Source organism: Streptomyces sp. NPDC048337 (genome assembly GCF_043201175.1).
Lineage (GTDB): Bacteria > Actinomycetota > Actinomycetes > Streptomycetales > Streptomycetaceae > Streptomyces.
In genome coordinates this window covers 276,582-300,664 of the sequence record NZ_JBICYR010000001.1, presented here as the reverse complement: position 1 = coordinate 300,664, position 24,083 = coordinate 276,582, and the positions used below count along the sequence as shown (strand labels likewise).

General features: G+C 73.0%; 22 protein-coding genes and 1 pseudogene. 12 read left to right on the top strand and 11 right to left on the bottom strand.

Annotated features, from left to right (window positions below):
- The first annotated feature begins 29 nt into the window (after positions 1-29).
- Both ACGFYU_RS01445 and ACGFYU_RS01440 read left to right on the top strand, forming a co-directional pair.
- The gene (locus tag ACGFYU_RS01445) at positions 30-1,394 is read left to right on the top strand and encodes an aldehyde dehydrogenase family protein (protein ID WP_393825189.1); all 1,365 of its coding nucleotides are present in this window, start codon (positions 30-32) and stop codon (positions 1,392-1,394) included.
- Positions 1,395-1,527: 133 nt separating this feature from the next.
- On the top strand, positions 1,528-3,120 hold the full coding sequence (locus ACGFYU_RS01440; protein ID WP_393825188.1) for a poly(3-hydroxybutyrate) depolymerase: 1,593 nt from the start codon (positions 1,528-1,530) through the stop codon (positions 3,118-3,120).
- Here ACGFYU_RS01440 and ACGFYU_RS01435 read toward each other — a convergent pair.
- The gene (locus tag ACGFYU_RS01435) at positions 3,077-3,367 is read right to left on the bottom strand and encodes a TerD family protein (protein ID WP_393825187.1); all 291 of its coding nucleotides are present in this window, start codon (positions 3,365-3,367) and stop codon (positions 3,077-3,079) included. The genes ACGFYU_RS01440 and ACGFYU_RS01435 overlap by 44 nt on opposite strands.
- Positions 3,368-3,372: 5 nt before the next feature.
- On the opposite strand from ACGFYU_RS01435, the gene ACGFYU_RS01430 reads away from it, so the two are divergent.
- On the top strand, positions 3,373-4,170 hold the full coding sequence (locus ACGFYU_RS01430) for a VOC family protein (RefSeq protein ID WP_393825186.1): 798 nt from the start codon (positions 3,373-3,375) through the stop codon (positions 4,168-4,170).
- A gap of 12 nt (positions 4,171-4,182) precedes the next feature.
- Here ACGFYU_RS01430 and ACGFYU_RS01425 read toward each other — a convergent pair whose 3' ends face one another.
- The 3 genes and pseudogenes from ACGFYU_RS01425 to ACGFYU_RS01415 all read right to left on the bottom strand — a co-directional run.
- Positions 4,183-4,833, bottom strand: a complete 651-nt coding sequence (locus ACGFYU_RS01425; RefSeq protein ID WP_393825185.1) for a class I SAM-dependent methyltransferase — start codon at positions 4,831-4,833, stop codon at positions 4,183-4,185.
- Between the two features lie 124 nt (positions 4,834-4,957).
- The gene (locus tag ACGFYU_RS01420; RefSeq protein WP_393825184.1) at positions 4,958-5,638 is read right to left on the bottom strand and encodes a DUF4232 domain-containing protein; all 681 of its coding nucleotides are present in this window, start codon (positions 5,636-5,638) and stop codon (positions 4,958-4,960) included.
- Between the two features lie 145 nt (positions 5,639-5,783).
- Positions 5,784-6,197, bottom strand: a pseudogene (locus tag ACGFYU_RS01415) (metalloregulator ArsR/SmtB family transcription factor); the annotation flags it as partial.
- Here ACGFYU_RS01415 and ACGFYU_RS01410 point away from each other — a divergent pair.
- The 3 genes from ACGFYU_RS01410 (at position 6,157) to ACGFYU_RS01400 (ending at position 8,887) form a co-directional block, all read left to right on the top strand.
- A complete protein-coding gene (locus tag ACGFYU_RS01410) occupies positions 6,157-7,401 on the top strand; it encodes an MFS transporter (RefSeq protein WP_393825183.1) in 1,245 nt (414 codons plus the stop codon). The pseudogene ACGFYU_RS01415 and the gene ACGFYU_RS01410 overlap by 41 nt on opposite strands.
- 297 nt (positions 7,402-7,698) lie before the next feature.
- Positions 7,699-8,457 (top strand): MerR family transcriptional regulator, encoded by a 759-nt coding sequence (locus ACGFYU_RS01405; RefSeq protein ID WP_393825453.1) that lies wholly within the window; start codon positions 7,699-7,701, stop codon positions 8,455-8,457.
- A 253-nt stretch (positions 8,458-8,710) separates the two neighbouring features.
- Positions 8,711-8,887, top strand: a complete 177-nt coding sequence (locus ACGFYU_RS01400; protein WP_393825182.1) for a hypothetical protein — start codon at positions 8,711-8,713, stop codon at positions 8,885-8,887.
- Between the two features lie 43 nt (positions 8,888-8,930).
- On the opposite strand, the gene ACGFYU_RS01395 is transcribed toward ACGFYU_RS01400, so the two are convergent.
- Entirely contained in the window at positions 8,931-9,284 is a 354-nt protein-coding gene (locus ACGFYU_RS01395; RefSeq protein WP_393825181.1) for a VOC family protein, read from the bottom strand.
- 3 nt (positions 9,285-9,287) lie between these two features.
- Positions 9,288-10,373, bottom strand: a complete 1,086-nt coding sequence (locus tag ACGFYU_RS01390) for a Glu/Leu/Phe/Val dehydrogenase dimerization domain-containing protein (RefSeq protein WP_393825180.1) — start codon at positions 10,371-10,373, stop codon at positions 9,288-9,290.
- 77 nt (positions 10,374-10,450) lie between these two features.
- Here ACGFYU_RS01390 and ACGFYU_RS01385 point away from each other — a divergent pair, with 77 nt between their 5' ends.
- Both ACGFYU_RS01385 and ACGFYU_RS01380 read left to right on the top strand, forming a co-directional pair.
- Positions 10,451-10,909 (top strand): Lrp/AsnC family transcriptional regulator, encoded by a 459-nt coding sequence (locus ACGFYU_RS01385; protein WP_393825179.1) that lies wholly within the window; start codon positions 10,451-10,453, stop codon positions 10,907-10,909.
- 186 nt (positions 10,910-11,095) lie between these two features.
- On the top strand, positions 11,096-11,797 hold the full coding sequence (locus ACGFYU_RS01380; protein ID WP_393825178.1) for a DUF4232 domain-containing protein: 702 nt from the start codon (positions 11,096-11,098) through the stop codon (positions 11,795-11,797).
- A 29-nt stretch (positions 11,798-11,826) separates the two neighbouring features.
- On the opposite strand, the gene ACGFYU_RS01375 is transcribed toward ACGFYU_RS01380, so the two are convergent.
- Positions 11,827-13,428 (bottom strand): TROVE domain-containing protein, encoded by a 1,602-nt coding sequence (locus ACGFYU_RS01375; RefSeq protein WP_393825177.1) that lies wholly within the window; start codon positions 13,426-13,428, stop codon positions 11,827-11,829.
- 310 nt (positions 13,429-13,738) lie between these two features.
- Between ACGFYU_RS01375 and ACGFYU_RS01370 the strand changes: the two genes are divergently transcribed.
- The gene (locus ACGFYU_RS01370) at positions 13,739-14,449 is read left to right on the top strand and encodes a hypothetical protein (protein WP_393825176.1); all 711 of its coding nucleotides are present in this window, start codon (positions 13,739-13,741) and stop codon (positions 14,447-14,449) included.
- Between the two features lie 105 nt (positions 14,450-14,554).
- Here ACGFYU_RS01370 and ACGFYU_RS01365 read toward each other — a convergent pair whose 3' ends face one another.
- Positions 14,555-15,067 carry a hypothetical protein gene (locus tag ACGFYU_RS01365; protein WP_393825175.1) on the bottom strand — a complete coding sequence of 171 codons (513 nt, stop codon included), beginning with the start codon at positions 15,065-15,067 and terminating at the stop codon, positions 14,555-14,557.
- A gap of 637 nt (positions 15,068-15,704) precedes the next feature.
- On the opposite strand from ACGFYU_RS01365, the gene ACGFYU_RS01360 reads away from it, so the two are divergent.
- Both ACGFYU_RS01360 and ACGFYU_RS01355 read left to right on the top strand, forming a co-directional pair.
- Positions 15,705-17,621, top strand: coding sequence for a tetratricopeptide repeat protein (locus tag ACGFYU_RS01360; protein WP_393825174.1), 1,917 nt, complete (start codon positions 15,705-15,707; stop codon positions 17,619-17,621).
- A 155-nt stretch (positions 17,622-17,776) separates the two neighbouring features.
- A complete protein-coding gene (locus tag ACGFYU_RS01355; protein WP_393825173.1) occupies positions 17,777-17,989 on the top strand; it encodes a hypothetical protein in 213 nt (70 codons plus the stop codon).
- Positions 17,990-18,002: 13 nt separating this feature from the next.
- On the opposite strand, the gene ACGFYU_RS01350 is transcribed toward ACGFYU_RS01355, so the two are convergent.
- Positions 18,003-19,532 carry a DUF6056 family protein gene (locus tag ACGFYU_RS01350; protein ID WP_393825172.1) on the bottom strand — a complete coding sequence of 510 codons (1,530 nt, stop codon included), beginning with the start codon at positions 19,530-19,532 and terminating at the stop codon, positions 18,003-18,005.
- A 197-nt stretch (positions 19,533-19,729) separates the two neighbouring features.
- Between ACGFYU_RS01350 and ACGFYU_RS01345 the strand changes: the two genes are divergently transcribed.
- Positions 19,730-21,211: a hypothetical protein gene (locus ACGFYU_RS01345; protein ID WP_393825171.1), complete on the top strand. Its 1,482-nt coding sequence runs from the start codon at positions 19,730-19,732 to the stop codon at positions 21,209-21,211.
- 21 nt (positions 21,212-21,232) lie between these two features.
- Here ACGFYU_RS01345 and ACGFYU_RS01340 read toward each other — a convergent pair whose 3' ends face one another.
- Entirely contained in the window at positions 21,233-21,730 is a 498-nt protein-coding gene (locus ACGFYU_RS01340; protein WP_393825170.1) for a hypothetical protein, read from the bottom strand.
- A 134-nt stretch (positions 21,731-21,864) separates the two neighbouring features.
- A complete protein-coding gene (locus tag ACGFYU_RS01335) occupies positions 21,865-24,039 on the bottom strand; it encodes a PIG-L family deacetylase (protein WP_393825169.1) in 2,175 nt (724 codons plus the stop codon).
- Positions 24,040-24,083: the final 44 nt, after the last annotated feature.

The following is a 24,083-nucleotide window of genomic DNA, read 5'->3' as shown; positions in this document are numbered from 1 at the left end:
ATCACACCCCGGATGCACGAAAGGCGCCCATGACCGCCGTACCGACTGAGATGACCGAGCTGACCGATCCTCGTACCGGGCGGGCGCGTGGTACGGCCGCCCTCTCCCGGGAGCGGGAGGTGGCGGACGCCGTGGCGGCGGCCCGCGCCGCCCTCCCCGGCTGGAGCTCCCTGACCCCGAAGGACCGGGGCCGCCGCCTGGACCGACTCGCCACGCTGATCGAGGAACACGCGGACCTGTACGCGGCCCGCGAGCAGGCCGGCACGGGCAAGCCGGCGGCGGAGACGGCGGGCGAGATCGAGCAGGTGGCGGACCTGTTCCGGTTCTACGCGACGGCCGCCCGCACCCGGACCGCCCCGGCCTCGGGCCATCTGGTGGCCGGCCACGAGAGCTGGGTCCGCTGGGAACCGATCGGCGTGGTCGGGGTGATCGTGCCGTGGAACTACCCGCTGCTGATGGCCGCCTGGCGCTGCGCCCCCGCCCTCGCGGCGGGCAACACGGTGGTGGCGAAGCCCGCCGAGACCACCCCCGACAGCCTGGAGCTGCTCGCGGAGCACGCGGCGCGGGCCCTGGGGGCGGACGTGCTCCGGTCCGTCCCGGGCGACCGTGAGACCGGCCGCCTGCTCGTGGAGTCCGCGGTGGACATGGTCGCGTTCACCGGCAGCGGTCGGGCCGGTGCCGACGTCGCGGCGCGGGCGGGGACCCGCCGCGTCAGCCTGGAACTGGGCGGCAACGCACCGGCCATCGTCCTCCCGGACGCCCCCGCCGACACCTACGCCTCGCTCGCGGAGGCCGCCACGTACAACGCGGGCCAGAGCTGCGCGGCCCCGGCCCGGGTGATCACCCTCGCGGAGAACTACGAGGCCACCGTCGCCGGGCTCGCGGAGGCGCTGGGATCGCGGCTGGCCGGTCGCGACTTCGGGCCGCTGAACAACCCGGACCAGGCGGCCCGTTACGACCGTCTGGTCACCTCCTCCGCGGCCAAACGGAACCTCGCGGCCGGCATCGCCCCCGGTGTCGGCTCGGAGCACGGGTACTGGCGCCCGGCCCGCCTGCTGGCGGATCTCCCGGACGACGACCCGGTGGTCACGGAGGAGGTGTTCGGGCCCCTGCTCACCGTCCAGCAGGCGCGGAGCACGGAGGCGGCCCTGGCCATGGCGAACGGCGTCCCCCAGGCGCTCGGGGCCAGCGTGTGGACGACCGGTCTGGAGACCGGCCTCGACCTGGTGGCCCGGCTGAACGCGGGCGAGGCGTGGCTCAACTGCCATCTGGTACAGACGGCCGAACTCCCGCACGGGGGCCGGGGGACGTCCGGCCACGGCACCGACCTGAGCGTCCTGGCGCTGCACGAGTACCAGCGGCCGAAGACGGTGACCGTACGGGTGGCCCGGTAGCGTCGGCCAGGGTGTCAACCGCCATACCTGGCGGGCCTGTTGTGGCGCGCGTCACCGTGCGTACGCGAGATGGCCGGAAGCTATCGTCGCGGCCATCCGCACCAGTGAGCCGATTCACAGCAGTGGAGGATGAATGCATCCGGTCCCCGGAAGGCTCGGCGGGGCTGTCGCGGCCCTGCTCCTCGGTGTCGGCGTGCTCGTCGGCCAGCCCGGCTCCGCCGCCGCCGTCCCACCCGTCGCCGGCGAGCTCAGGGCGTACCACGTCGACGGTGTCTACAGCGCCGGCGTGTCGTCCGGCGGCTACATGGCGACCCAGTTGCACGTGGCGTACTCCGGTACCTTCAAGGGTTCGGCCGCCTTTGCCTCCGGGCCTCAGTACTGCGCGCAGAACGACCTGCAAAGGGCCCTGAACGCCTGTATGGAGGTCTCCCAGGACCTCCGGCTCGCCACCCTGGAGCAGACCACCGCGAACTGGTCGGCGCAGGGCGCCATCGACGACGCGGCCGGACTGAGCGGCGACCCGGTCTACGTCTTCAGCGGCTCCGGCGACTCGACCGTCGAACGCCCGGTGGCCACCGCGCTGAACGACTACTTCCGGCACTTCGGCGCCGACGTGCTCTACAACAAGAGCACCGCCGCCGGTCACGCCTGGATCAGCCCCCTCGGCCCGAACGCGTGCACCGTCACCGCCAACCCGTGGCTCAACGACTGCGGCTTCGACGCCGAGCGCGAGTTCCTGGGACATCTCCTCGGGTCGGTCAGCGCACCGGCGGCCGAGCCCGGTGGCAGCCTGATCCGGTTCGACCAGAACAAGTACGCGCCCGGCGGCGCGGCGAAGCCGATCTCGATGGACGAGAACGGCTTCGTCTACGTACCCACGAGCTGCGCGAACGGTGCCACCTGCAAGCTGGTCGTCGCTCTCCACGGCTGCAAGCAGGGATATTCGTACCAGGGCTTCGGCACCCGGTTCATCGACAAGGCGTACCTCAACGAGTACGCCGACACCAACAAGCTGATCGTCCTGTACCCGCAGGCCGCCCCGACCGCGACGCTCGACAATCCCAACGGCTGCTGGAACTGGTGGGGCTACCTCGGCGACTCCGCCTACGCGCGGCACGGCGGCAAGCAGATCGAGACCATCATGGGCATGGTCAAGGCGCTCGGCGGCGCAGGCTCGACGCCGCCGACCGCTCGATCCGTGACGCTGACCGGCGTGGACGCCGAGGACGGCTACATCAAGGCCGCGGGTGACGGCTCGGGCCCGGTCGTCGGCACGCTGGAGGACACCTACGGCCTGGCCCTCGGACGGGGCGCCGACGGCAGGTTCAACCGGAGCGTGCTGTCCTTCGACACCGGCGCCGTTCCCGCCGGGAAGGAGATCACCCGAGCCTGGGTGACCCTGACGCGGAGCAGCGGATCCGGCGACCCCTGGGCCGGCCCCGCCGGCAACCGGCTCCTGGTCGACGTCCACAGCGGCTGCCTCGGCGGTTGCGCGGTGGAGGCCGCCGACTGGGCCGCGGCCACGACGGCCGCCGGTGCGGCCGAGATCGGCTCCTTCACCTCGGGCAGCAAGGCCTCCGGCAACCTGTCCGCGGCGGGCCTGTCCGCGATCAACCGCTCCGGCCGGACCCAGATCCGCCTCCGGTTCGAACAGAACCAGCCGGCGACGGCCTACCTCTTCGTCAACAGGGACACACAGCCGACCCTGACCGTGGAGTACCGGTAGCGAACCGGCCCTCCGGGGCATCCGCCGGCCGGAAGCCGCGGTCCGGACCCGTCGTGCCCCTGTCGCCGGCGGCGGCGTAGCCCTGCCCCACCGCGCCGCTCCCCGCGTGCTCGGGATGGTTGTAGAACACCAGGTCACCCCGGCCCCTCACCTTGCCGGTCGCGTCGACCAGCAGCGCGGCCGCGTCGACGGGCGCGGGTGGGAGTCGGGTGCCAGGCTGAGGTCGTACAGGACCTGCGAGAGGCAATCACCATGATCACCACTGACTTCGTACCCGGCTCCCCCTGTTGGCTGGACCTCGGCGCCCCCGACGTCCCTGCCGCCGCGGCCTTCTACGGCGCCGTGCTCGGATGGGAGTACGAGTCCATGGGCGAGGGGGAGGACATGGAAGGCGGGATGTTCCGAAAGGACGGCAAGATCGTCGCCGGGCTCGGCAAACTCACCGAGAAGGGGGCGCGCTCGGCCTGGATGATCTACTACAGCGTCTCGGACGCGGACGCCACCACGCAGGCGGTGGAGCGCGCGGGCGGCACGGTGCGGGTGGCTCCGATGGACCTGGAGGGGTGGGGCCGGATGGCGCAGTACAGCGACCCCCTGGGGGGACAGTTCGCCATCTGGCAGCCGGGCACGAACAAGGGCGTCGACCTGGTGGACGAGCCCGGCTCGCTGTCCTGGACCGAGCTGTACACGAGCGACGCCACGGCCGCCAAGGAGTTCTACGGCGGCGTCTTCGGCTGGCAGTTCAGCGACATGCCGCTGCCCGGCGGCGGGGGCACGTACACCCTCATCACTCCGGCGGGGCTTCCCGAGGAGCGCATGCACGGCGGCCTGATGCAGCTGCCCGCGGCGGACCTCGCCCTCGCGAACGGACGGCCGTACTGGCACCCCGTCTTCGCCGTCGCGGACTGCGACGCCACCGTCGCCGAGGTCACCTCGAACGGCGGCAGCGTGCAGATGGGACCGGAGGACGCGGAAGGCGTCGGCCGGCTGGCCGTCTGCCTCGATCCGTCGAACGCCGACTTCGTGGTCCTCACCCCGGTGCGCGGCTGAGTCCGGACGAGCCTAGACGACCGGCGGCCCGCCGGGGCGGCGGGCGTAGCAGAAGAGGTGGTCCTCCGGCCCGGCGGACTCGCTGTCCGGGTGGAAGGTCGAGGTGGACCAGTGCACCACCTCCAGCCCCAGTTGCCGGATCCTGCGCAGGTACTCCTCGGTGGAGTAGCTGGAAACGACGACCATGCGGCCCATCCACTCCACCTCCTCGTCCCGGAGGTCGCCCGGCACGGTGGCCATCACGAAGTACCCTCCGGGCGCGAGCCAGTCCGCGATGCGCTCCAGCATCGCGCCCACCTCCTCCTGTCCCATCAGCAGGAGCGGGAAGAAGGCGCAGACGGCGTCGAAGCTTCCGCTCGGCGCCTGGAACTCCCGTACGTCCACCTCGTCGAACCGCGCGCCCGGCACCTGGGAGCGCGCCAGCTCGACCATGACCGGCGAGACGTCGATGCCGGTGACCTCGTACCCGGCCGCCACCAGCGTCTCGGCGACCGGCCGGCCCGTCCCGCTGCCGATGTCCAGCACCCGCGCGCCCTCGGGCAGCCGGGCCGTCAGCCACTCCAGCGCCGCGTGCTGCTCCGGCAGCCGTGCGAAGGCGTGCTCGTACTCCACCCCCATGCCGTCGAACAGCTCGGCCGCTCCGTTCAGCACCCCGTCGCTCACCGCTGACCTCCCATTTCCGCTCCCGGACAGGCCATCAGCTACCACGCCGGGGGCCCGCGGCCGCTCCCCCGCGCCGCGCGGGACGCCGGCAGGCCACCCGGAAGGCCGAGGCCGCTGCCGGTCGTCAGGAGGGCTTGGTCGGCGAGAAGGCGGTGACGGTCGCCTTGTCGTCGCATTCGGCGAACACGCCGTCGTCCATCGCGATCTGGTGCGAGCCCGCGCCGGGCACGCCGATGACGAGGGTCGGGAAGCTGGAGGGCGTGGCGCCGGATACGCAGTAGCCGTCGGCTTCGCCCTGGACGTTGACGAAGGTGAGCTTCGTCCAGGCTCGGGCGCCCGGGGCGAGGGTCACCGGGGAGGCCGAGCCGCTGTGGGTGACGGCGAGCGGGAGGTTCTTGTCGGGCGAGCCGTGGCCGGCGCCGGCGACCGTCGGGAATCCGCGGAGCGTGCAGGCGTGCGTCGAGGTGTTGGTGACCGACACGATCGCGGCTCCGGTTCCCGTACCCGGGGGACGGACATCGGCCTGGTGGGCGTCGGAGACCTTGATCTGGTCGATCGTGCAGTCCTTCGTCCCGCCGCCCGCGCTGCCCCCGCCGGAGGAGGAACCGCCCGTGGGCGTCGGCTTCGCCGGCTGCGAGGCCGCGGGCGGCGTCGGCTTCGCCGGCTCCGAGCTCACCGGCGGCGTCGACGGCTTGGCGGTCGCGCCGTCGTCTCCGGTCGGCGTGCAGCCGGCCATCAGGGCGGTGGCCGCCACCGCCGTCACCAGCGCTGCCGCGCTCCGGCGGACGCGTGTTGTGTACTGCATGATCGCTCCACGGGGTTCACGACCGGTCCCAAACCGGCACTCGCCGCTGGACACGGCATCGCGCCCCACTCGGGTTCCCCGGTGCGGCACGCTGTTCCGGTTCCGTGACGCGACCATGACGTACGTGGGATCCCGCGGCTCGAAGTCAGCGCAGTACGGCTGCCAGCAGGTCGGCGCCCAGTGCCGTCAGGTCCGGCAGGTTGAGGGTGTGCCGGACGTAGCGGCCGTGCCGTCGGGCCGTGAGCAGGCCCGCGCGGCGCAGGACCGCGAGGTGGCGGGAAACCTCCGGCGGTGAGAGTTCCCAGGCGTGGGCCAGCTCGCCGGTGGTGTGCGGACCGCGGGCCAGGGTCCGCAGCAGCCGCAGCCGTACCGGGTGTGAGAGTGCCTCCAGCCGTAGGGTGACCGTTTCCAGCGATACCGGCTCCGAGGGACTCGGCTCGGCCACGGGGTACTGCACCACCGGCCGCCACCCGGGCGCGTGGACCATCGCCAGGTGCGGGTGACCGAAGACACTGGGGATGAAGGTGACCCCGGTGCCGTGGGCGGCGGTCGCCTTGTCGATCCGGCCCCGCGCCCTCGTCCGGGCCTCCGGAGGCCCCCGCTACGCCGTCGCCCTGGCCGTGGACGCGCTCGGCACCGGCCTGCTGCGGCCCTTCCTGCTGCTCTACGGGGTGACGGTGCTGCGGCTGTCCGCGCCGGCCACCGGCATCGCGATGGCGGTCGGTGTCGTCGTGGGTCTGGTGTGCATGCCCGCGGTGGGCCGATGGCTGGACCGGGGAGCGCGCAGCACGGTGGTGGCGGCGTCGATGCTGGTGCGGGTGCTGGGTGTGGCGCTGCTGCTGGCCACCCCGGTGGGGCAGGTCTGGCCGTTCGCGACGGCGGCGCTGTTCCTCGGCATCGGCAACCAGGCATGGCCGGCCGCCCACGCGGCTCTCGTGGCCACGGTCGCCCACGGCCGGGAACGCGACACCGCTCTCGCGGCGGGCCGCGCCCTACGCAACGCCGGCCTGGGCGTGGGCGCACTCCTCGCCACCGCGTGCCTGGCGGGCGGCTCCGGCGCATTGCAGGCGCTGGCGGCCGTCACCGGGGTCGCCTACCTCGCCGCGGCGGCCTTGGCGTGGTCGATCCGCCTGCACGCCCGACCGGCCGCCGCCGCCCCGGCCGGAGACGGAGGCAGGGCAGCCGGGCCCGCACCCCGGATGCGCGCGCTGCTGGCCGCCAACGTGATCTACGTCTTCTGCCTCAACGTCCCCGAAATCGCGCTCCCGCTGGTCCTTGTAACGCAGTTGCACGCATCCCCGGTGTGGTCGGCGGCCATCTTCGTGGCCAACACGGCGCTGGTGGTCACCCTGCAGGTTCCGATCACCGTCCTGATGACCCGCTTCTCCCGGCGGACCGTACTGGCTCTCGCCGGCGTGGTGCTCGCCGCGTCCTACCTCGGCTTCCTCGCGGCCACCTCACTGGGACACGGCTGGGGTGCCCCGGCCGTCGCAGCGGTGTCCGTGGTCTGCACCCTCGGCGAGATCATCTATGCCGGCAGCGCCACCGCGCTCGTCACCGCCCTCGCCCCGACCCACGTCCTGGGACGCGCCCTCGCCCGCTTCGAGCTCTCCACGGGCTTCGGCCTCGCCGTCTCCCCGGCGGCCATCACCGCCCTCGCACCCCACGGCCCGGCCGCCCTCTGGGGCAGCCTCTCCGTCGCGACGCTCGTGTCCGCCTCCGCCGTTGCCACACACGGCAAGCTGCTCCCGGTGGACAGCTGACAGCGTCGCTTCCTAGGCCCGGCTCCGGTGGCGGGGTCTGCGCCACCAGCGGCGCCGCGAGCCTCCTGAATCGGGAGCCGGGATGCGTTCCACGTAGAGGGGCGTGGCCACGACGTACCCCCGGGGGCCCGTCAGAGGGTCGCCTGTCACGATGTTGCAGGTTGTGATGCGGGCGAAGCCGGACATCCATTCCGCTGTTTCCGGATGGATCTGGCGGTCGAGCGCCTCGATGAGGCGACGGGTCGCCGATAGGAGGTCGCCGTTTCGAACCCCTCTGAACTCAGGAACGGGGTCACGATCGGGCAGGCGGCGGCGTTCGTAGGCGTCACGGTGAAGACGGTGCGGCACTACCACAAGCTCGGACTGGTCACGGAGCCGGAACGTGACAGCTCCGGCTACCGGCGGTACGGATCCGGCGAGCTGCTGCAGCTCGTGCAGGTACGGACGCTGGCCGCCGCGGGCGTGCCGCTGGCCGAGATCGGGCCCATGCTCGACGCCGACGCCGCGCAGTTCGGCGCCGCGCTCACCGACGTCGAGCGGCAGCTCACCGAACGCATCGATGAACTGGTCGCCCGCCGCGACACGCTGCACCGGCTCGCTGACGGCGACCGGGCCCTGCTGCCCGACCGCGCCTGCGCGGTACTGGACCGGATGCCCGGACTCGGCTTCAGCCCCGACTACGTGGCTGCGCAGCGCGAGGCCCTGGTGCTGGCCCGGGCGCTGGTGCCGGAGGGCTTCGACGGCTTCCTGACGCAGCTCGAGCACGGGCTCGACGACCCCGAGTATGTTGATCTGATCAAGCGCGGCCGGGAGGCGGAGAGCTGGGAACCGGACGACCCGAGGATCGAAGAACTCGCGATCGCCATGGCCGACCGCTACCTCGCCAACCCCGCGCTGCAGGGGGATCGCGCCAGCCTGCGGGCATGGGCCAAGGCTTCGGCCCAGTACAAGCTGATCAACAACCACCGCGAGGACCAGGCGCCGGCCGCGGCCCGGCTGACCGCGCTCACCGAGGCCAAGCTCCGCGCTGCGGGTGTACCCGTGCCGCAACGATGACGGAATCCTCCACACGATCCAACCGACCCACTTGGCATTGGCCGATCCCGCTCAACTTCGTGGCCTTGTGGACTTGCTGGCCCCCTTCATGCCCAGCAGCGCGTGGATCTCGCCGGGATTCAGGTCGAGATCGACGCCATTCAGCGCGGCGGCCCTGCAGCCGGGATCGGGCAGGCCCGTCCCCCCGGGCGTGCGAGGTAGGGGTGCGCACCGCAGGGCAGTCGATCGCCGTGATCCGGCCAAGGCCGCATCGGTGCCCCTGCTGGACCGGGGCGGCTCGGTCGTCACGACGCCGCTGATCACCACGTCGGCGGCGGGCGGGGAGAACCGCATCACCAGCGGGATCAGCGTCTATCCGGTGGGATCCGGGGCGCCCCTGCAGTCTCACAACTGCGACGAGCACCTCTCGGCCGCGAACCGGATGGGCTGAGCTCCCGTACGGGAAGTGGCCCAGCCCGTCGCCTCAGCGCCGGTCAGTAGTGCTGGGCCAGGCAGAATTCGTGGTCTTCGGGATCGGCCATCACGACGACCACGCCCTCGTCGTAGTCGTGCCGTTCGCCGGTGAACCGTCCGCCGAGGGCGATGACCTGGGCGATGCCCTCGTCGATGTCGTCGACTATGACGTCGAGGTGCACGCGTACCTTGCCCTGCCGCGGCTCGGTGACAGGTTGGAAGACGAGGCGGGGCTGCGGGTCGTCGCGGTGGCCGAGGTAGACCCAGCCGGGTCGCGACGGCCCCCTCTTGCGGTCGAGGAGGACGCTCCAGAAGCTCGCCACCCGTTCCACGTCGACGCAGTCGATGGTCACTCCGCCCCAGCGGTTCGCCATGGGTCAGCCCTCCTGTGTTGTCGTCTGGGATACGCGTTGCCCGGCGAGTCGCCCGGCGGCGATCGCGGGTGTGGTCCGGTGGGTCCGGGCCGTGTGGAAGACCTCGCGGAGCGTGGCCGCGATGCCCTGGATGCGCTCGGTCAGCCGTTCCTCGGATTCCCGGCGCAGTTCGACACCGGTGGCGTGGATGACGCCTCCGGAGCTGACGACCACGTCCGGCGCCCAGAGGATGTGCCGTGCCGCGAGGAGGTCGGCGGTGGCCGGTTCGTCGAGTTGGTTGTTGGCCGGGCCGGCGATGGCGGCGCACCGCAGCAGCGGCACCGTGCGGGCGGTCAGCAGGCCGCCGAGCGCCGCCGGCACGAGGACGTCGACCTCCATGGCGAGGGCGTCCTTCGGATCCACCCAGGTCGCACCCAGCTCCTTGGCCAGGCCCCGTGCGGCCGGGTTGACGTCGGTCACGACGAGCCGCGCGCCCAGCCGGTCCAGGAGCCGGGCCACGTGGGCGCCGACCGCACCGAGGCCGATCACCCCGAAGGTCCGGCCGGCGAGCTCCGGTGAGCCGAAGACCTCGTCGGCCACCGCGCCCAGTGCCGCCAGGGTGCCGCGCGCGGTGTGGAGGGAGGAGTCGCCGCTGCCGCCGTCCTCGACGGGCCGGCAGCAGACGTGCGTGGTGCGTTCGCCGATCACGGACATGTCAGCCGGGCCGCTTCCCACGTCCGGGCCCGCGATGTAGCGGCCGCCGAGCGCTTCGATCGCGTCGCCGAGGTCGTGGAGCAGCGCCGTGCGCTCCGCTCCGGCCGGCCGGGGCACGGTCGGCAGCGCGAGGACCGCCTTCGCGCCGCCGTGGTCCAGCCCGGCCAGCGCGTTCTTCTCGGTCATCGCCGCCGCCAGCCGCAACGCGTCCGCGACCGGGGCGGAGGGGTCGGCGTAGTGAGCGATCCGGCACCCCCCGGCTGCCGGGCCGAGAGCGGTCGAGTGGATCGCGACACAGATCGCGAGTCCGCTGCGACGACCCCGTACGACTTGCACCAACTCATGTGATGGATTCGGGATGTTGAGGGACAGAGCTTCCTCAAGTGCGGCTGTCATGCCGTCAAATTAGCCGTTCCGACAAGGCTCATGGCCATGAACCGAACATCATTCGACACGGCGGCCATAATCGCCTCATGGACGAACTTGATTCGGCGATCGTCCGGCATCTGCAGCGCGATGCGCGGCAGACCAACCGCGACCTCGCCCGCGCCCTCGGCATCGCCCCGTCGACCTGCCTGGAACGCATCCGCGCACTGCGCGCCCGCGGGGTCATCACCGGCTACCACGCCGCGGTCGACCCGGCCGCCCTGAACCGCCACGTCCAGGCGCTCATCCACTTCCAGATCCGCCCCCTCAGCCGGGCGGTCATCGAGGCGTTCAAGAGCTATGCCGCCGGACTGCCCGAGGTGAGCACGGTCTACGTCGTCACCGGCGGCGACGACATGATCGTGCACGTCTCCGTTCCCAGCGTCGACTATCTCCACGGCTTCCTCATGGACAAGTTCACCGAGCGCCGCGAGGTCGTCGGATTCCGTACCTCCGTGATCTACCAGCACACCCACAAGCAGGTACTCCCACCCCTCACACCGTGACGTATCCCGCAACCACCGGGCGCCCCGTCGAACAACCGGACATCCCATGGCCACTTGGGCGGAATGGTGACCTTCGCGTCCTGAGTGCGTAACGGTCGCGCGGGGGGAGAATCTCAGCGATTGCGCAGGGCAGAACCGAAGGGCGACCACACCATTCGAGCCATGTGAAGGCACACGGGGGCCACCATGCGCACTGCCCACAAGAACTGGAAGACCTACGCCCTCGGGGTCGCGGCCATCGCCGCGCTCCTCTCGTCCACGGCCTGTGAGTCCGGCGGCACCGACAACGACAAGAGCCCCACCGCCTCCGGCACCCCCGCACCCTCCCGTACCCCGAGCACGCCCGGCACCACCCAGCCCGGCGGGGCGGGCACGCCCGGCGCCTCGCAGAGCCCGAGCGGCGGCTCGGCCGCCCCCAGCGGTGGCGGGAACACCACCATCGCGGCCTGCAACGACAACGACCTCTCGATCTCCACGTCGGGGTGGCGACAGGACTCGGGCCAGCACCTCCTCATCACGGCCGCCAACATCACCGGCAAGGCCTGCACCCTCTACCACTACCCGTACGTCCGCTTCGGCACCGACAGCGGGGGTCCGGTCAGTCCGATGGAGTCCAAGCCGCGGGCCATCGCCACGATCGGGCCGAAGGAGAAGGCGTACGCGGGAGTCTTCGTCTTCCGAGCCGGCCAGGAGACGAGGACCGTCACGTCGTTCTCCCTCGGCTACCAGGACCGCGTGCTCAACGGCAACAGGGATGCCGCGCCGCTCGACATCAGCCTGTCGGCGGAGGTCGGCTCCCTCACGGTCGGACCCACGCCCCGGGTCACGTACTGGAACACCGATCTCCGCGCGGTCGAGGACTTCCTGTTCCGGTCGGGCAACAGCTGAGCCACGCCATTCGGATCCGCCCTCTGGGATCAGGCCGGATCGGCGGCCCACGGCCAAGCGGACCCGCGGCCGGCCTCGATGAGGCCGACCATGCGGAACGCGGCGTCCGTGAGGCCGCCGAAGGTGTGCCGGTGGGGGCCGGCGGGGCCGTGGGCGGGACGGTACCCCGCCAGGTTCCACGTGTAGACCGGGATGTCGGCCGGAACCGGTTCGACCGGCCTGCCGGGGCGGTAGGGGGCAGCCTGCTCGTCGGTGACGATCAGGACCCGGTCGTGCTCCCGGTAGTGGGTCCGCACCGCCTTCGTGGTCTCGGTGCCTCCGAGACTGTGGAACCGTTTCAGCACCTCGAGCACCGGCTCACCCGGCTCGAACGGCACCTCGGCACTGTTCCAGCCGAACTCCACCAGATCCGCGTGCTCGGCGCGCAGGGCCAGCGCGGCGCCGAACACGGCAGCCGCGTCAGCCCGGTTCAGCTTGGACCGCTCGGAAACGGTGTCCCAGAACATGGAGTCCGACCGGTCCACCAGGATCAGGGTCCGGCCGGGCAGGGACGGTACGTTGGCCAGCGAGTGCCCCAGTGCCCCTTCCAGCGCGGCCGCCCAGCGCTGCGACGGCGCGTGCTGGTGGGCGGCCAGGTAGCGGAACGGGAATTGCCGGGACCGGGCGACCTCGGAGGCGTCCGAGAGCCGGGCGGCGACCCGGGCCGCGACGTCGTCCGAGACCCCTGCCTCGTCGAAGTTCCGCAGGTTCCGCAGGAGCGCCATCGGAGCCATCGTGGGGATCACGGCCTCCCAGACGGCGGCGTCCATCGGTCCGTGGAGCCAGCCCGCCAGGGCCTCCCACGTCATGCCCGCCGCGGCCAGCCGCTCGGAGCCGCCCGGCCCGGTCACCACCGCCCGGCGCTCGTCCGCGGCCGACTCCATCAGCGCCCGGTGGGCGGTCAGCAGGCGGTCGGAGGCAGGTGGAACCGCCTGCTCCGGGTGGTGGCGGCGGTCCAGGGCGTACCGGAAGAGCGCGCCCTGCCAGGGCTTGTCCGGGTCGGGGGAAGCGTGCACCAGGTTGAGCACGTCGCCGAAGCGGAAGCCCTTGGAGGCGGTGTCGTACTTGAGGAGGGACCGGGAGGTGTACAGCCGGCGTACGCCGTCGGCGATGCCCCGCTTCACGGGCATCGGCACGTTCCGCCCGTACGCCGAGATCCAGTGGGCGAGCAGCTCACCGGGCTCGTCGGCGCGCTGGAGCACCGAGTCGATCACGGACCGGTTGGACGGGCCTCCGGACGCCCCGGCCTCGAGCCGGGCGCGCACGTACGCGGCGGCGCCCACCAGGGACGCCGTGCGCATGTTGCCCTCAGCGCGCAGCCAGCGCAGCAGGCCGGCCGTCCACTCGGGGTCCTGGACGGCGAGTTCACCGACGAGACGGGCGTACCGGTCGTCCCGCTCATGGCCGCTCTCGTAGAAGGTCCGCTGGGAGACGAAGTTGCCGACCGCGAGGAGGTAGAGCTCCTCGCGGGGCTCCCGGACGAAGGCCGGGCCACCCTCGTAGGTGCGGAAGTGCGACCCGGCGGGCGCGTGGTGGAGCCAGGGTGGGGGCAGGGAGCGGGCGGCCGCCGAGACGTGCGGGGCCACGAGCATCTCGGACCAGACCTTGGAGACGCGTGGGGTGTAACGAGGCAGCGAATCCCCCGGGATTCAAAGGATGGGACGGCCCCGGACGAAAGGTCCGACGGGGCGAAGACGCGCCCGCGCCCGCCGAGATCAAAGGGGCGGCGGCGTCACTTGGTTGTCAGAAGGAAGTAGCCGCAGCCGAGCGCATCGGAGGCGCGGTCGCAGTGGCAACTTACAAGGGCCGTCGGCCGCACACCAACGATTAAAAGTCCGTTGTCAGTGGCGGGTAGGAGGATGTGACCGTACCGCTCGACCGGCACCACCCAAGGGAACCTCCATGTCCGCATCCACAGCCGCATCCGCATCCGCTCCCGCGCCCCTCCGCTTCCCCACCGGCTGGTGCGCAACCGACCTGGGGGCCCACCGGCCGTGCGAATTCACTTACGAGGTCTACCCCTTGGAGAGCCTGCCCTCCTTGGACCCCGGCACCCTCGACGGCACCTTCCGGTGGCTGAGTGGGGCGGGTGCGCCGGACGGGGACGCGGACCATCGGGATGACCTCGCGTCCGTGGAAGCGAGCCTGGCGCCCCTCGGCCTGCGCCTACCGGCTGACTTCCGCACCTTCTACGGCAGCGGCAGCCTCTGCCGCGCGTTCGACGAGGTGTCGGTGACGGCCTGCTGGAGCGACCTGTCGGGACCGTTGCAGAGCCCGGCCGAGGACGGTGCCCGCCTCATACGGTTCCTGCGGGATCAGCAGGACTGCGTCATCTGGTACCTGTACCTGCGCCCCTCGGGTGAGACGTTCGTGGTCTGCTCGCACCTGGAGCTGGAGTTCGACGGGCAGGAGCTGAACGGGACGGAGGCGGCCGAGTTCCGTGCCGCAGCCGCCGACTCTCTGGTGCGGTGCGCCTCGACGTTCGAGGAGTTCGCCTTCCGTTTCGTCGTGGAGAACGAGCTGTGGATGCACCTGAACACCACGAACCCGGACGCCACGTTGGCCCCCCATCTCCAGAAGTACCTCGACCACTACGCGGCCGCGGCATCCTGACGGACGCGGGCGGATCGGCCGCCTCCTGGGACGGGGACCGGCAGGGTCCGGACCGGGCCCTGGAACTCCGGCTCAGGAGGCGGCCGCAGTAGGCGAACCGCCGGCTCAGTGGAACAGCACGGACGCGTCCCCGGCCGCCGTGGTGACCGAGCCCGGGCACAGGAAGCTGCCCGAGGTCTTGGTGGCGGTGAAGGCCTGGTTGACGTACTTCCGGGTCGTCGCGTCGCGGTTCCACACGATGTTCGTCGCCTTGTAGCGGCAGGAGATGAAGCTCTGCTTGCCGGTGATGTCGATCAGATCGGTCCGCGCCGTGCCGGCCGCGTCGTCGAAGGTGAAAGCGGGGTTGTTGTTGAGGGTGGCAGCGATGCCACCCCCACAGGCCAGGTTGCCTCCGGGCGCGTTGATCGTGTTGCGGTCGACGGTGAGGGCAGCCGGGGCAGCCGCGCTGGTGCTCGCGTTGGTCCAGCTGCAACTGCTGCCGGCGACCACGATCACGCCGTCGGCCTTGAGGTCGGCGGCCGAGCCGCCTGCGCCGTGCGCGAGGGCTGTGCCGGTTCCGGCGAAGGCCGCCGCGACGGCCAGCGTCGCGATCCCGGCGATGCGTGAGACGTGCCTCATGATTCGCTCCTCCATGCCACGTATCCGGTGGGGGTAGGCGAGGCGCTGGGCCTCTCAGATGGTGCGGAGTGCGTGCCGGGAGGGTCCCACAGCCACCGTGAACTGTCAGGAGCATGTCAGTCCCGGGTGAGGAATTGGCTGAAATTACCGGTCGGTATGACAGGGCGTCAGGTCCGGGGATGACCAGGCGGCAAGGAGCCGAGGGGCGTATCGGTTCGGCCCGGGTGGGATGGGTCTATGACCCCGGGGCGACACGTGCGGCCATGTCACAGGACTCGACCGCGTGGGGAGAGCGGTTCGCGCCATGGATGCGCAGTCGCGCCGAGATGGTCGAGGGTGGGGGCGCTGATCGCTCGCGCCCGGCTCGGAGAGAACGCGGGCCGCTCCACGAAGTCGGGGCTGTCACCCTGCGGGGCTGCGGAATGGCCCGCCGTCATGGCGGAGTTCGGGCTCCGCGGGGTGGCTGCGTACCCGAACTTCGTGCCGGGTTCTTGGTGGATGGGCCTGCTGTCGGACGACCACGGCGATTGGGCCAAGCTCGCACAGGCTGATCCTGCCGCTGGGCACCCCGTGGTGGGAGCGGTCGTGCCCGGGGGCTACCTTCGTAGCGATCACCACGGCAGGGGGAGACGTACAGATGGACGAGCGGCTCGAAGCCGAGGGTGAGGTGGCGGTTGCCCGCCTCGCCATCGACAGCGGGGAACTGGCGCACGCGGCGAAGCACCTCGGCAACGCGCTGACCGCCGACCCCCGTTGCCCCGACGCCTACGAGGCCCTGGCCGAGCTCGTCGCGGCCGCCGGCGGTCACGCCGCGGCCCTGGAGCTGTTCCCCGCGGACGAGGCCTACATCGGCTCGGTCGCCTGCGTCGCCCAGCTCCACGCGGCCGCCGGGCAGTGGGAGCCCGCCCTCTCCGCGCTCGCCGCGGTGATCGGCGCCGACCCCGTACGCCCCTGGGCACAGGTCGCCTGGCTTGCCGACCCCGGCCTGCCCGAGCGGGTCTCGCCCGACGCCGTCACCCGGGCCGTCGCCGGGCTCACCCGCAACCTGCCCGATCCGCTGCCACCGCAGCTCCTCGACGGCGTCCGGCCCTTCTACGCACTGGTCAGAGCCACCGTCGCCGCCAACCCCGGGCACTCGCTGCTGCACGCGTTGGCCTCCACGCTCGCGCGCCGCTTCGGTGACACCTCCGACGCCATCGCCTGGGCCGAGCACGCCCAACGGCTCGAGCCGGGCCACGCTCCGGCCGTCGTCCTCGGCTCCGCGCTGCGCGCCTCCGGGCGTCCCGACGAGGCCCTGGCCGTGTGGGAGGCGGAGATCGCCCGTGACCCCTCCGATCTGGACCTGTACGTCGACGTCGCCGAGCTGTACGGGCAGACCGGCCGCCCCTCCGAGGGCCTGGCCTGGCTCGACCGGGCCCTGGCCACGGAACCCGACCACCCCAAGGCCGCGCCTGCCTCGCTCGCCCTGCGTCACGCCGTCGACGGCGGTACGAAGCACCTGCTCGCGCTCTCCGACCACCTGCGCGCCCACCCCGACCACGGTTACGCGGCCCACCTCCTGAGCGGGCTCTGCGACGACGAGCCGTGGCTCGGGCACGTGCACCACGCGCTCGAGGCGAGCGTCAACGTACTGCACCAGATGCTGGCCAACCCCGAGAGCGCCCGCGACCACGGGATGGAACTGCTCGGCTCCGCGTTGGAGGCGCCCAGTACGCGCCTGGCCCTGCGCATGGGCTTCCCGCGTTCGGAGATCGACTACCAGGGGGTGCCCTCGCCCGATCCCCGGGTTCCTCAGTACCCGGTCGACACCGTCCTGTGGCGCTTCGACGGTCTCGACGCCCATCCCGCGGTCGACCCGCCGTCGCCCGAGGCCGCCGAACTCGTACGGCAGGTCGCCGCGTTGGGCTGGCCGGATCCGGGCTCCGCGTACGACCACGCCGTACGGCTCTCCGGCCTGTCCGCCGAGGACCTGCTGGCCGTGTGCGTGCACCCGCCGCTGCCCCGGGAGGACGAGCAGGGGGCGTACCTGCTGGGTCGCCAACCCGAGTTGTGGGTCCGGGCGGTTCAGACCTTCGCGTGCCTGGGCCTGGCCCACCACCGCGCGGACGAGCCCTGGCAGGAGTCCCGGCGCAGGGCCCTCCTCCTGGACCTGCTCTTCGGCCCCGAGGACTGGACCAACGAGGCCGCGGGCTTCGCACTCCTGACCACCGCCTGGGCCGACCCCGCGTCCCGCGAGGACATCGGGGCCCGCCTCGTCGACCGCATGATGGCCGTGGGCAAGGCGTGGCAGGAGCGCGACGCGACGATCCTCGCCTCCCTGTGCCACCTCGTCCTGGCCTGCCCGTGGCTGCACGAGAAGTTCCTCGACCTGGCCGGGACGATGCTGAAGGCGGCGACGGAGTTCCACGCCGAGTCCCCGCCGGACGACGCGGAACGCCGGGCGGACATCACGGCCGCGCTGGAGGCCCGCCGGTCGGCAGCCGAGCCGACCGACACCGCGCAGGACCCGAAGCCCCGCTCCCTCCTCCACCGCCTCTTCGGCCGCACCCGCTGATCCCCCGACCGGCAGCCGTGGGGGGCGGCTGCCGCAGGCATTCGGGTGGCGACGCGCCGTGTCGAGCCGCCGACGCCGGGCGGGTTCGCCATCCTGGGCCGGGCGCGGCAGCGCGGTTGCCGCCGCCCCTCCCCCACGGCGAGAAGGAGTACGGCATGCCGACGGACGCGGTCGGACGTTTCCTCGCGGCTTTGGACCCGCACCTCCGGGATGCCTTCACCGGGAAACCGCGCGAGGAGCAGGAGCGGCTCGCGTCCGAGTGGGAGCAGGAGCTGGAGTCGGACGACGAGCTCGACACGCTCGACGAACTGTCTCCCCCCGCGGCGGAGGCCGAGGCGGCCCGTCGCGTCATGGGCCGCGAGCCCTGACACGACCACCGGCTCACAGGCGGTGGATGCGGTCGACGCGGTACCACTTCGATACGCAGGCGGCGACCCAGTCGCGCGCGTAGACGGAGGTGAAGAAGGGCTCGGCCAGGTCCCCGATGTACAGGGGCCGGTAGCCGACGTCCTCGGTGCCGCGGGCGACCTCGGTGCGGATGCGGGAGTTCTGGGCGTCCCAGGCCACGGCGTGGGTGACCGTGGCGGTGGTGAGGCGTTGGAGGCTCGGCACGAGGGCGGCCAGCGCGAGCAGCGTCAGCGCGCCCGCCGCCACCACGGCGGTGCCGGTCCTCCGGCGGAGCGCCGGGAAGCGGTCGGCCGCCCACTGGCCGAGCAGTGAGCCGTAGACGCACAACGCCAGTTCCATCAGTACCAGGTAGCTGGTCCACGTACGGGCGTACGTCCAGCCGCTCGGTCCGTAGCCGCTGCGCAGGCCGACGACCACCGCGAACGACCCCAGTGCCACCACGGGTACGGGGAGCAGCAGCAGGGTGGCCGCCATCCTCCGGGAGAGGGCCGGTCGCGGTTCCCGTCCGGCGGGTGCGGCGAGGCAGAGGCCCAGCAGGACACCGGCGGCGGCGGCGCCGAGGTAGGCCCACTGGCCTGCGACCGAGTCCCACATGCGCAGCCAGTCCCCGGCCGTGCCCCTGAGCTCACCCGCCGAGAGCAGGGACTCCTTGGCCGGCTGCTGTGCCCGGCGCCACCGGGCCCCGGGTGACGTGTAGAGCACGATCAGGCCGCATACGAGGCCGGAGCAGTAGCACAGACACCAGGTGACGGGATGCCGGTTCCGCGCCAACCCGAGGCGGGGCAGGGCCGGCAGCCCGGCCGCGGCCGCGAGCAGGCCGCTGACGAGCGCGAACGGCTCGCTGAGCGTGCCGAGCACGAAACCGGCGAGGAAGGCGGATGCGAGGCCGGCCCTGCGGACGGCGGCCCGGGGGCTGCGGGCGGTCCGGATGCCGAGCAGGAGCGTCCACAGTCCGATGACGCTGGGAATGGTGTGGGAGATGGTCGCGGGAGCCCACAACAGCACTTGATAGCTGCGCGGGCCACCGTAGTAGAGCAGCGCCTGGACGACCACGGCGCAGGCGGCCAGGGCCGAGAGGGCCGGTAGCCGGGGTGCGCCGCCGCGGAGCCGGATGAACTCACGGCCCAGCAGGACCAGGCCGAGGGTGAAGGTGACGGCGATGACCGTGGGCAGGATCTTGGGTCCGGCCAGTCCGTCGCCGTAGACGATTCCGCTCAGGAAGGCGTTGGCGATCCGGCCGTTCTGGGTGTTGTAGAAGTCGGACGTGATGCCGGCGACTCCCAGGTCCCGGGCCTTCCAGGCGACGCACCAGTCGTCGGAGGTGGGGCGTACGTAGAGTCCGAGGAAGCATCCGACGGCGATCAGGCCACCGGCGGCCGCCACGAGGGTTCCGCCCACGGCCGGCAGAAGCCTGCGGAGCGCCCCGGCGGGACGGGGCAGCCGGCCCCCGTCCCCACCCTCGCGCTCGCCCGCGCGCTCGCCCTCCGTCGCAGCAGTTCCCATGCACCAACCCTTTGCAGCGAGGCGCGGCCGGATGATCGGACGATATGTCCGCCGATTGTGCATGCTCGGTCGGCGCGGGCCGCCGGGACACGAGTGCGCCGGACCCCGGTGCGCCGCCGAATCACCCGGGCGGTGGCCGTGCCGTGGCGGGGTCCGCGCGGCTCTTCGAGGATGGGGACTCGACGGAAGGAGTGGCGTTGCCCGCTGTCGTGCTCGTCCGCTGGGCGGTCGTCGCGGCGTCCCTGGCCGCGGCCTCCGCGTTTCCCGTGTGCGCCGCGGACCGCCCGGCCGGCCGCTCCGCCGGTGACGAGCGGCCGCTGCTCTTCGTCAGGCCCCTCGGGCACCAGAGCCACGGCGATGCCGAGGGCAGCTACGCGCCGGTGTCGCTGCTCGCCGCCCCCACCGTCGGTCTGCTCTCCAACGCGAGCGCCGCCGAGGGCGTCTCGCCGTCCACCGCCAAGGGCGCCCGGTACCTCGCGGGGAGCAACGTGCTGCGGTTGCCGTCCGGCCGGTGGAAGTACCTCCCCGCCGGCCGGACGACGTCGGTCGTGGTGGACTCCGGCGATCCCGCGGCCCGGCTGCAGATCGCGCAGAGCCGTGCCTGGCTGGCGTCCGGCAGGGTTCCGGGCAGATCGCCCGAGCAGCGGGCGGCCGCCGAGCGGGCCCTGCTGTCGATGCGCGCCCTGCTCCAGCCGAACGGCGCCCTGGCGGCAGGCTGGACCCCGGGCTGGAAGTACAACTGGCCGCGCGACTCCAGCTTCGCCTCGGCCGCGTTCGCGCACACCGGCCACGACGCCGAGGCCTACCGGATCCTGCGCCACAGCGCCGCGACCCAGCGCGAGGACGGCACCTGGGAGGCGCGTACGAAGCTCGACGGATCCGGCCCGCCGGACGGCAGGCGGTGGCAGCTGGACGCCAACGGCTGGGTTCCGTGGGCCACCTGGCAGTGGTACCGGGCGGCGCCCCGGGCCGGCCGCCCGGCCCGATTGGCCGCGCTGTACCCCATGATCCGCAAGGCGGCCGACCGCACGGCGGCGTCGCTACGGGCGGACGGGTTGCCACCGGGCTCCCCCGACTACTGGGAGCTGGCGACGGCCACGGCGAACATCGGTACGGCGGCTCCCCTGCTGGCCGGGCTCAACTCCGCCGCGGACCTCGCCTCCGAGGCGGGCCGGCCGGACGACGCGGCGCGCTGGGCCGGCGCCGCCGCGCGGCTCTCGTCCGGGATCGCCGCGAAGTTCGCGCCCCTGGGCTACCGGCGCACCGCCGACGGGCGGCACGGGCACGACAGCGCGGTGGCGTTCATGGCCCCGCCCTTCAACGCGGCCCCGGCCGACCTGCCGCGAGCACTCGACGCCACGTACGCGGCGCTGCGACTGCCCAACGGGGGCCTGACCCCCGGGAACGACCCCACGGCTCCCTGGGGCCGGGACGCCTGGACGCCCAGTACCGCCTTCTTCGCGCTCGCCTGGGCCGGTACGGGGAAGCCGGCGAAGGCCGGCCGGGTCCTGGACTGGGTCCTCTCCAAGCGGAACCCGCTCGGTGAGCTGCCGGAGAAGGTGAACGGAGCGGGCAGGCCGGCGTCGATCGCTCCGCTGGCCTGGACGGGCGCGATCACCGTCCTCTCGCTCGTGGCGCTCGACGGGACGGCCCTTCCCACGCCGCCCTCGCGGCGCTAGGTCGTCCGGGCGAGCCCTGGGTCAGACGGGCTCCGTCCCCTCGCCCGGCGGCGGAGCGGTGCGGACGCCCTCCAGTACGGCGAGCAGCCGCTCGTACGCGCGCCGCTCCGCCGCCACCGCGCGCCGGAACGGCGGGTGGTGCGGATCGCGCCGCGCGCGGGCCTGTGCCGCGGCGGCGGCCCGGAGTGCTCGCGCCCGGTCCAGGGCGTGGAGCGCCTCGACGTATCCGGGGCCGAGCAGCCGGTGGTCGAGGACCTCGCCGTGCGCGACGTCGGCCAGCGTGCCGAGCCGGTCGAGCTCGTCGACGCAGGTCGCGGGCGCCGACTCGTCGCAGGGCGCGTCGAGGGCCCGGGAGAAGGACCCCAGGGTCGCCCTGAGGTCCGGGTAGCCCCAGGCCGGTGCCGTGTCGTTTCGGCAGGCGGTGGCGAGGGCCGCGAGGGTGGCGGCTGAGGCTATGGACGCCGCCGCGCGGACGGTGCCCGCGCGCACGCGCCGGTGGGAGATGCGGAAGGGGGTCACGGGAGCCCGATCGTCCGTTGGTCAGGGCCCCGGCCGCCGTCGGCCTGCGACGTGGTCGGGCCGCCATCCTCACCCGACCCGACCCGCGCGGCCACCGCTGGGGCTCCGGCGGGTGTACGCCCCGGGGCGGGTCGCTACGGCAGCGGCGCGACCGTCGAGGGCGGGACCGCCCGGTGCCACGGAGCGGGGGGCCGGCTCCCGGAGGACCCGGATCCGGCCGGAGGAGCCACCGCGACGACGTGCAGCTCGGCGTCCAGCCCGAGGACCGCCGCGAGGGACGGGCCGCCGGCCGACCCGACCACGCCCGAGGGGGCGCCGGTGTACAGCATCTGGGACTCCTGCCAGGACGGCGGACCGTCCGTGCCGGTCACGCCGATCGTGCCCGTGCCCGCGCGGCCCGCGAGCAGGCGGCCCGCGACGCCCACGGCTCCGTAGCCGGCCTGGCCGCCCGCTTCGGCGACCGGGGAGAAACCGGGGGCGGCTCCGTCCCCGGTGGCCGGGGCCGTCAGGGTCGTCACCACGGTGCCCGTGCCGGGCCGGCGGAAGAGCAGGCGGACGCCGTCGCCCTCCGGGCCCGCCGAGAGCACGCCCGTGGTCTGCGGCAGCCCGGTCTGCACCGGGGCGCCGAGCGGACCGCCCGGGGTCCGCTCGACCCAGGCCAGCACGGACCCGGTCGTCGCCGCGTACACGTGCCGCCGCCCCGAAGCGTCGGTCGCGGTGACCGGGTCGCCCTGGAGGCCGGCGCCGCCGAGGGCCTGCCACGGGCCGAACGCGCCTTCCGGGGCCTCCTGCGCACGGGCGCGCAGGGTCCGCCGGGAGTCCCGTACGTACACCGTCATCCGGCCGGTCCGGTCCACGCCCACGGACGGTCCGCTGATCGCCGAGGTCCGGGAACGGTCGGCGGCGTCCGGGCTGCCCAGCGACTGCCAGGGGCCGAACGCACCGTCGGGCGCGGCCTGGACCGCGTACACGAGGTCCCGCCCGTAGTCCTGCGGTGTCGTGCCGAGGGTGGTGCGGGTGGCGAACACCGCGAGCCTGCCGTCGGGGAGGCGGACCGCCGTCGCGCCCGCGTCGATGCCCGTCCCCGGGAGGAAGGCGGGGCCCTCCCAGGGGGCCTGCGGGCCGCCGCGCGACCAGTACGCCATGCGGCCGTCCAGAACGGCGAAGGCCCACAGCCGGCCGGAGACGCCCTCGGTCATCCAGGAGGTGGCGTCGCCCCGGCTGTAGCGGATGGTCTGGCTCCAGCCGGCTCCGGCGGGCCGGGTCGCGGTCTTGCGGTCGCCGCATCCGGCGGGGCTGCCGCACCAGTCCTGGTGGTCCGTCCAGGCGTAGGTCTTGAGGTAGCCGAGCTTCTCCTCGGCCGTCCGCGGGTCGAGCGTGGGGGGCAGCGAGCTGTTGGGGTAGCTCACGTAGTTCTGGACCGAGAAGTGCGGCCGGTTCGCGGACTTCGCGTAGCGTTCGGCGGCCGCCTGGACGAAGCGGGCGCCGTACATGTGGTCCTGGTGGTCCAGGAAGGCGCCGCTCCCCTCCGACCGGCCGGGGGTCGGGTCCTGCGTGCGTATCGTCGTCGGCGCGTACTTGTGGAACACCCCGGCTATGGCGTCTATCGCCTGGTCCTTGGTGTACGAGAACGCCTGCTTGACCGGCGTACCCGAGGCCAGCTGGGCGCCGAGGGCGGGTATCCGGCCGTCCCACAGGCCGCGCAGGCTGTCCGGATTGTCGTCGGAGATGCTGCGGGCCTCGCGCAGCTCCATCCACACGAGGTTGACCTCGGGCCTGGCGACGAGGACGTCCACCTCCGCGCTCCCGCCGCCGGCGGTGGGTACGGCCGTCCGCTTCCAGGCGCTGGTGCGGACACCGGTGGCCATCTCCGCGTAGGCGGCCCGGATGCCGTTCTGCCGGGCCTCCGCGTACGCGGCGCGGTCGGCGGGACGCGCGGCGTCCTCCAGGTGCGGGCTGTGGGCCTCGTTGCGGCCGTCGGACTCGCCGGAGGTCAGGTAGACGGTGGTGACGTTGACGCCCGTGGATATGGCGCGGCTCACATCGGGGTTCATGAAGAACAGGTCGTCGTCGGGGTGAGCGACGACCTGGAGGACGGAGCCCTCGGTCACGCTCGCGGGGACGGCCTCGGCGACAGCGGCGGGCCGCCGTGCGGCCCCGTCCCCGTAGGCCCAGGCCGCCACGCCGGCGACGCCGACGGAGAGCACGGCGAGGGAGGCCGCGAGGCGGGTGCGCCTGGCCAGGGACATCTGAAACGCCTTGAGGATCGGTCCGGTGCGGAAGCCCGCCTGGGAGGTCAGCCGGTGCACGGCCGCCGATTATGCCTCACGTCCATCTGACTGACACACCATCA

Coding starts and splice junctions, on each gene's coding strand:
- ACGFYU_RS01390 (WP_393825180.1), bottom strand. CDS start 10,373: ATGACAGCCGCACTTGAGGAAGCTCTGTCCCTCAACATCCCGAATCCA.
- ACGFYU_RS01430 (WP_393825186.1), top strand. CDS start 3,373: ATGATCACCACTGACTTCGTACCCGGCTCCCCCTGTTGGCTGGACCTC.
- ACGFYU_RS01365 (WP_393825175.1), bottom strand. CDS start 15,067: ATGAGGCACGTCTCACGCATCGCCGGGATCGCGACGCTGGCCGTCGCG.
- ACGFYU_RS01360 (WP_393825174.1), top strand. CDS start 15,705: ATGGACGAGCGGCTCGAAGCCGAGGGTGAGGTGGCGGTTGCCCGCCTC.
- ACGFYU_RS01355 (WP_393825173.1), top strand. CDS start 17,777: ATGCCGACGGACGCGGTCGGACGTTTCCTCGCGGCTTTGGACCCGCAC.
- ACGFYU_RS01420 (WP_393825184.1), bottom strand. CDS start 5,638: ATGCAGTACACAACACGCGTCCGCCGGAGCGCGGCAGCGCTGGTGACG.
- ACGFYU_RS01375 (WP_393825177.1), bottom strand. CDS start 13,428: ATGCTCGTGGCCCCGCACGTCTCGGCGGCCGCCCGCTCCCTGCCCCCA.
- ACGFYU_RS01445 (WP_393825189.1), top strand. CDS start 30: ATGACCGCCGTACCGACTGAGATGACCGAGCTGACCGATCCTCGTACC.
- ACGFYU_RS01350 (WP_393825172.1), bottom strand. CDS start 19,532: ATGGGAACTGCTGCGACGGAGGGCGAGCGCGCGGGCGAGCGCGAGGGT.
- ACGFYU_RS01380 (WP_393825178.1), top strand. CDS start 11,096: ATGCGCACTGCCCACAAGAACTGGAAGACCTACGCCCTCGGGGTCGCG.
- ACGFYU_RS01440 (WP_393825188.1), top strand. CDS start 1,528: ATGCATCCGGTCCCCGGAAGGCTCGGCGGGGCTGTCGCGGCCCTGCTC.
- ACGFYU_RS01385 (WP_393825179.1), top strand. CDS start 10,451: ATGGACGAACTTGATTCGGCGATCGTCCGGCATCTGCAGCGCGATGCG.
- ACGFYU_RS01410 (WP_393825183.1), top strand. CDS start 6,157: ATGAAGGTGACCCCGGTGCCGTGGGCGGCGGTCGCCTTGTCGATCCGG.
- ACGFYU_RS01395 (WP_393825181.1), bottom strand. CDS start 9,284: ATGGCGAACCGCTGGGGCGGAGTGACCATCGACTGCGTCGACGTGGAA.
- ACGFYU_RS01370 (WP_393825176.1), top strand. CDS start 13,739: ATGTCCGCATCCACAGCCGCATCCGCATCCGCTCCCGCGCCCCTCCGC.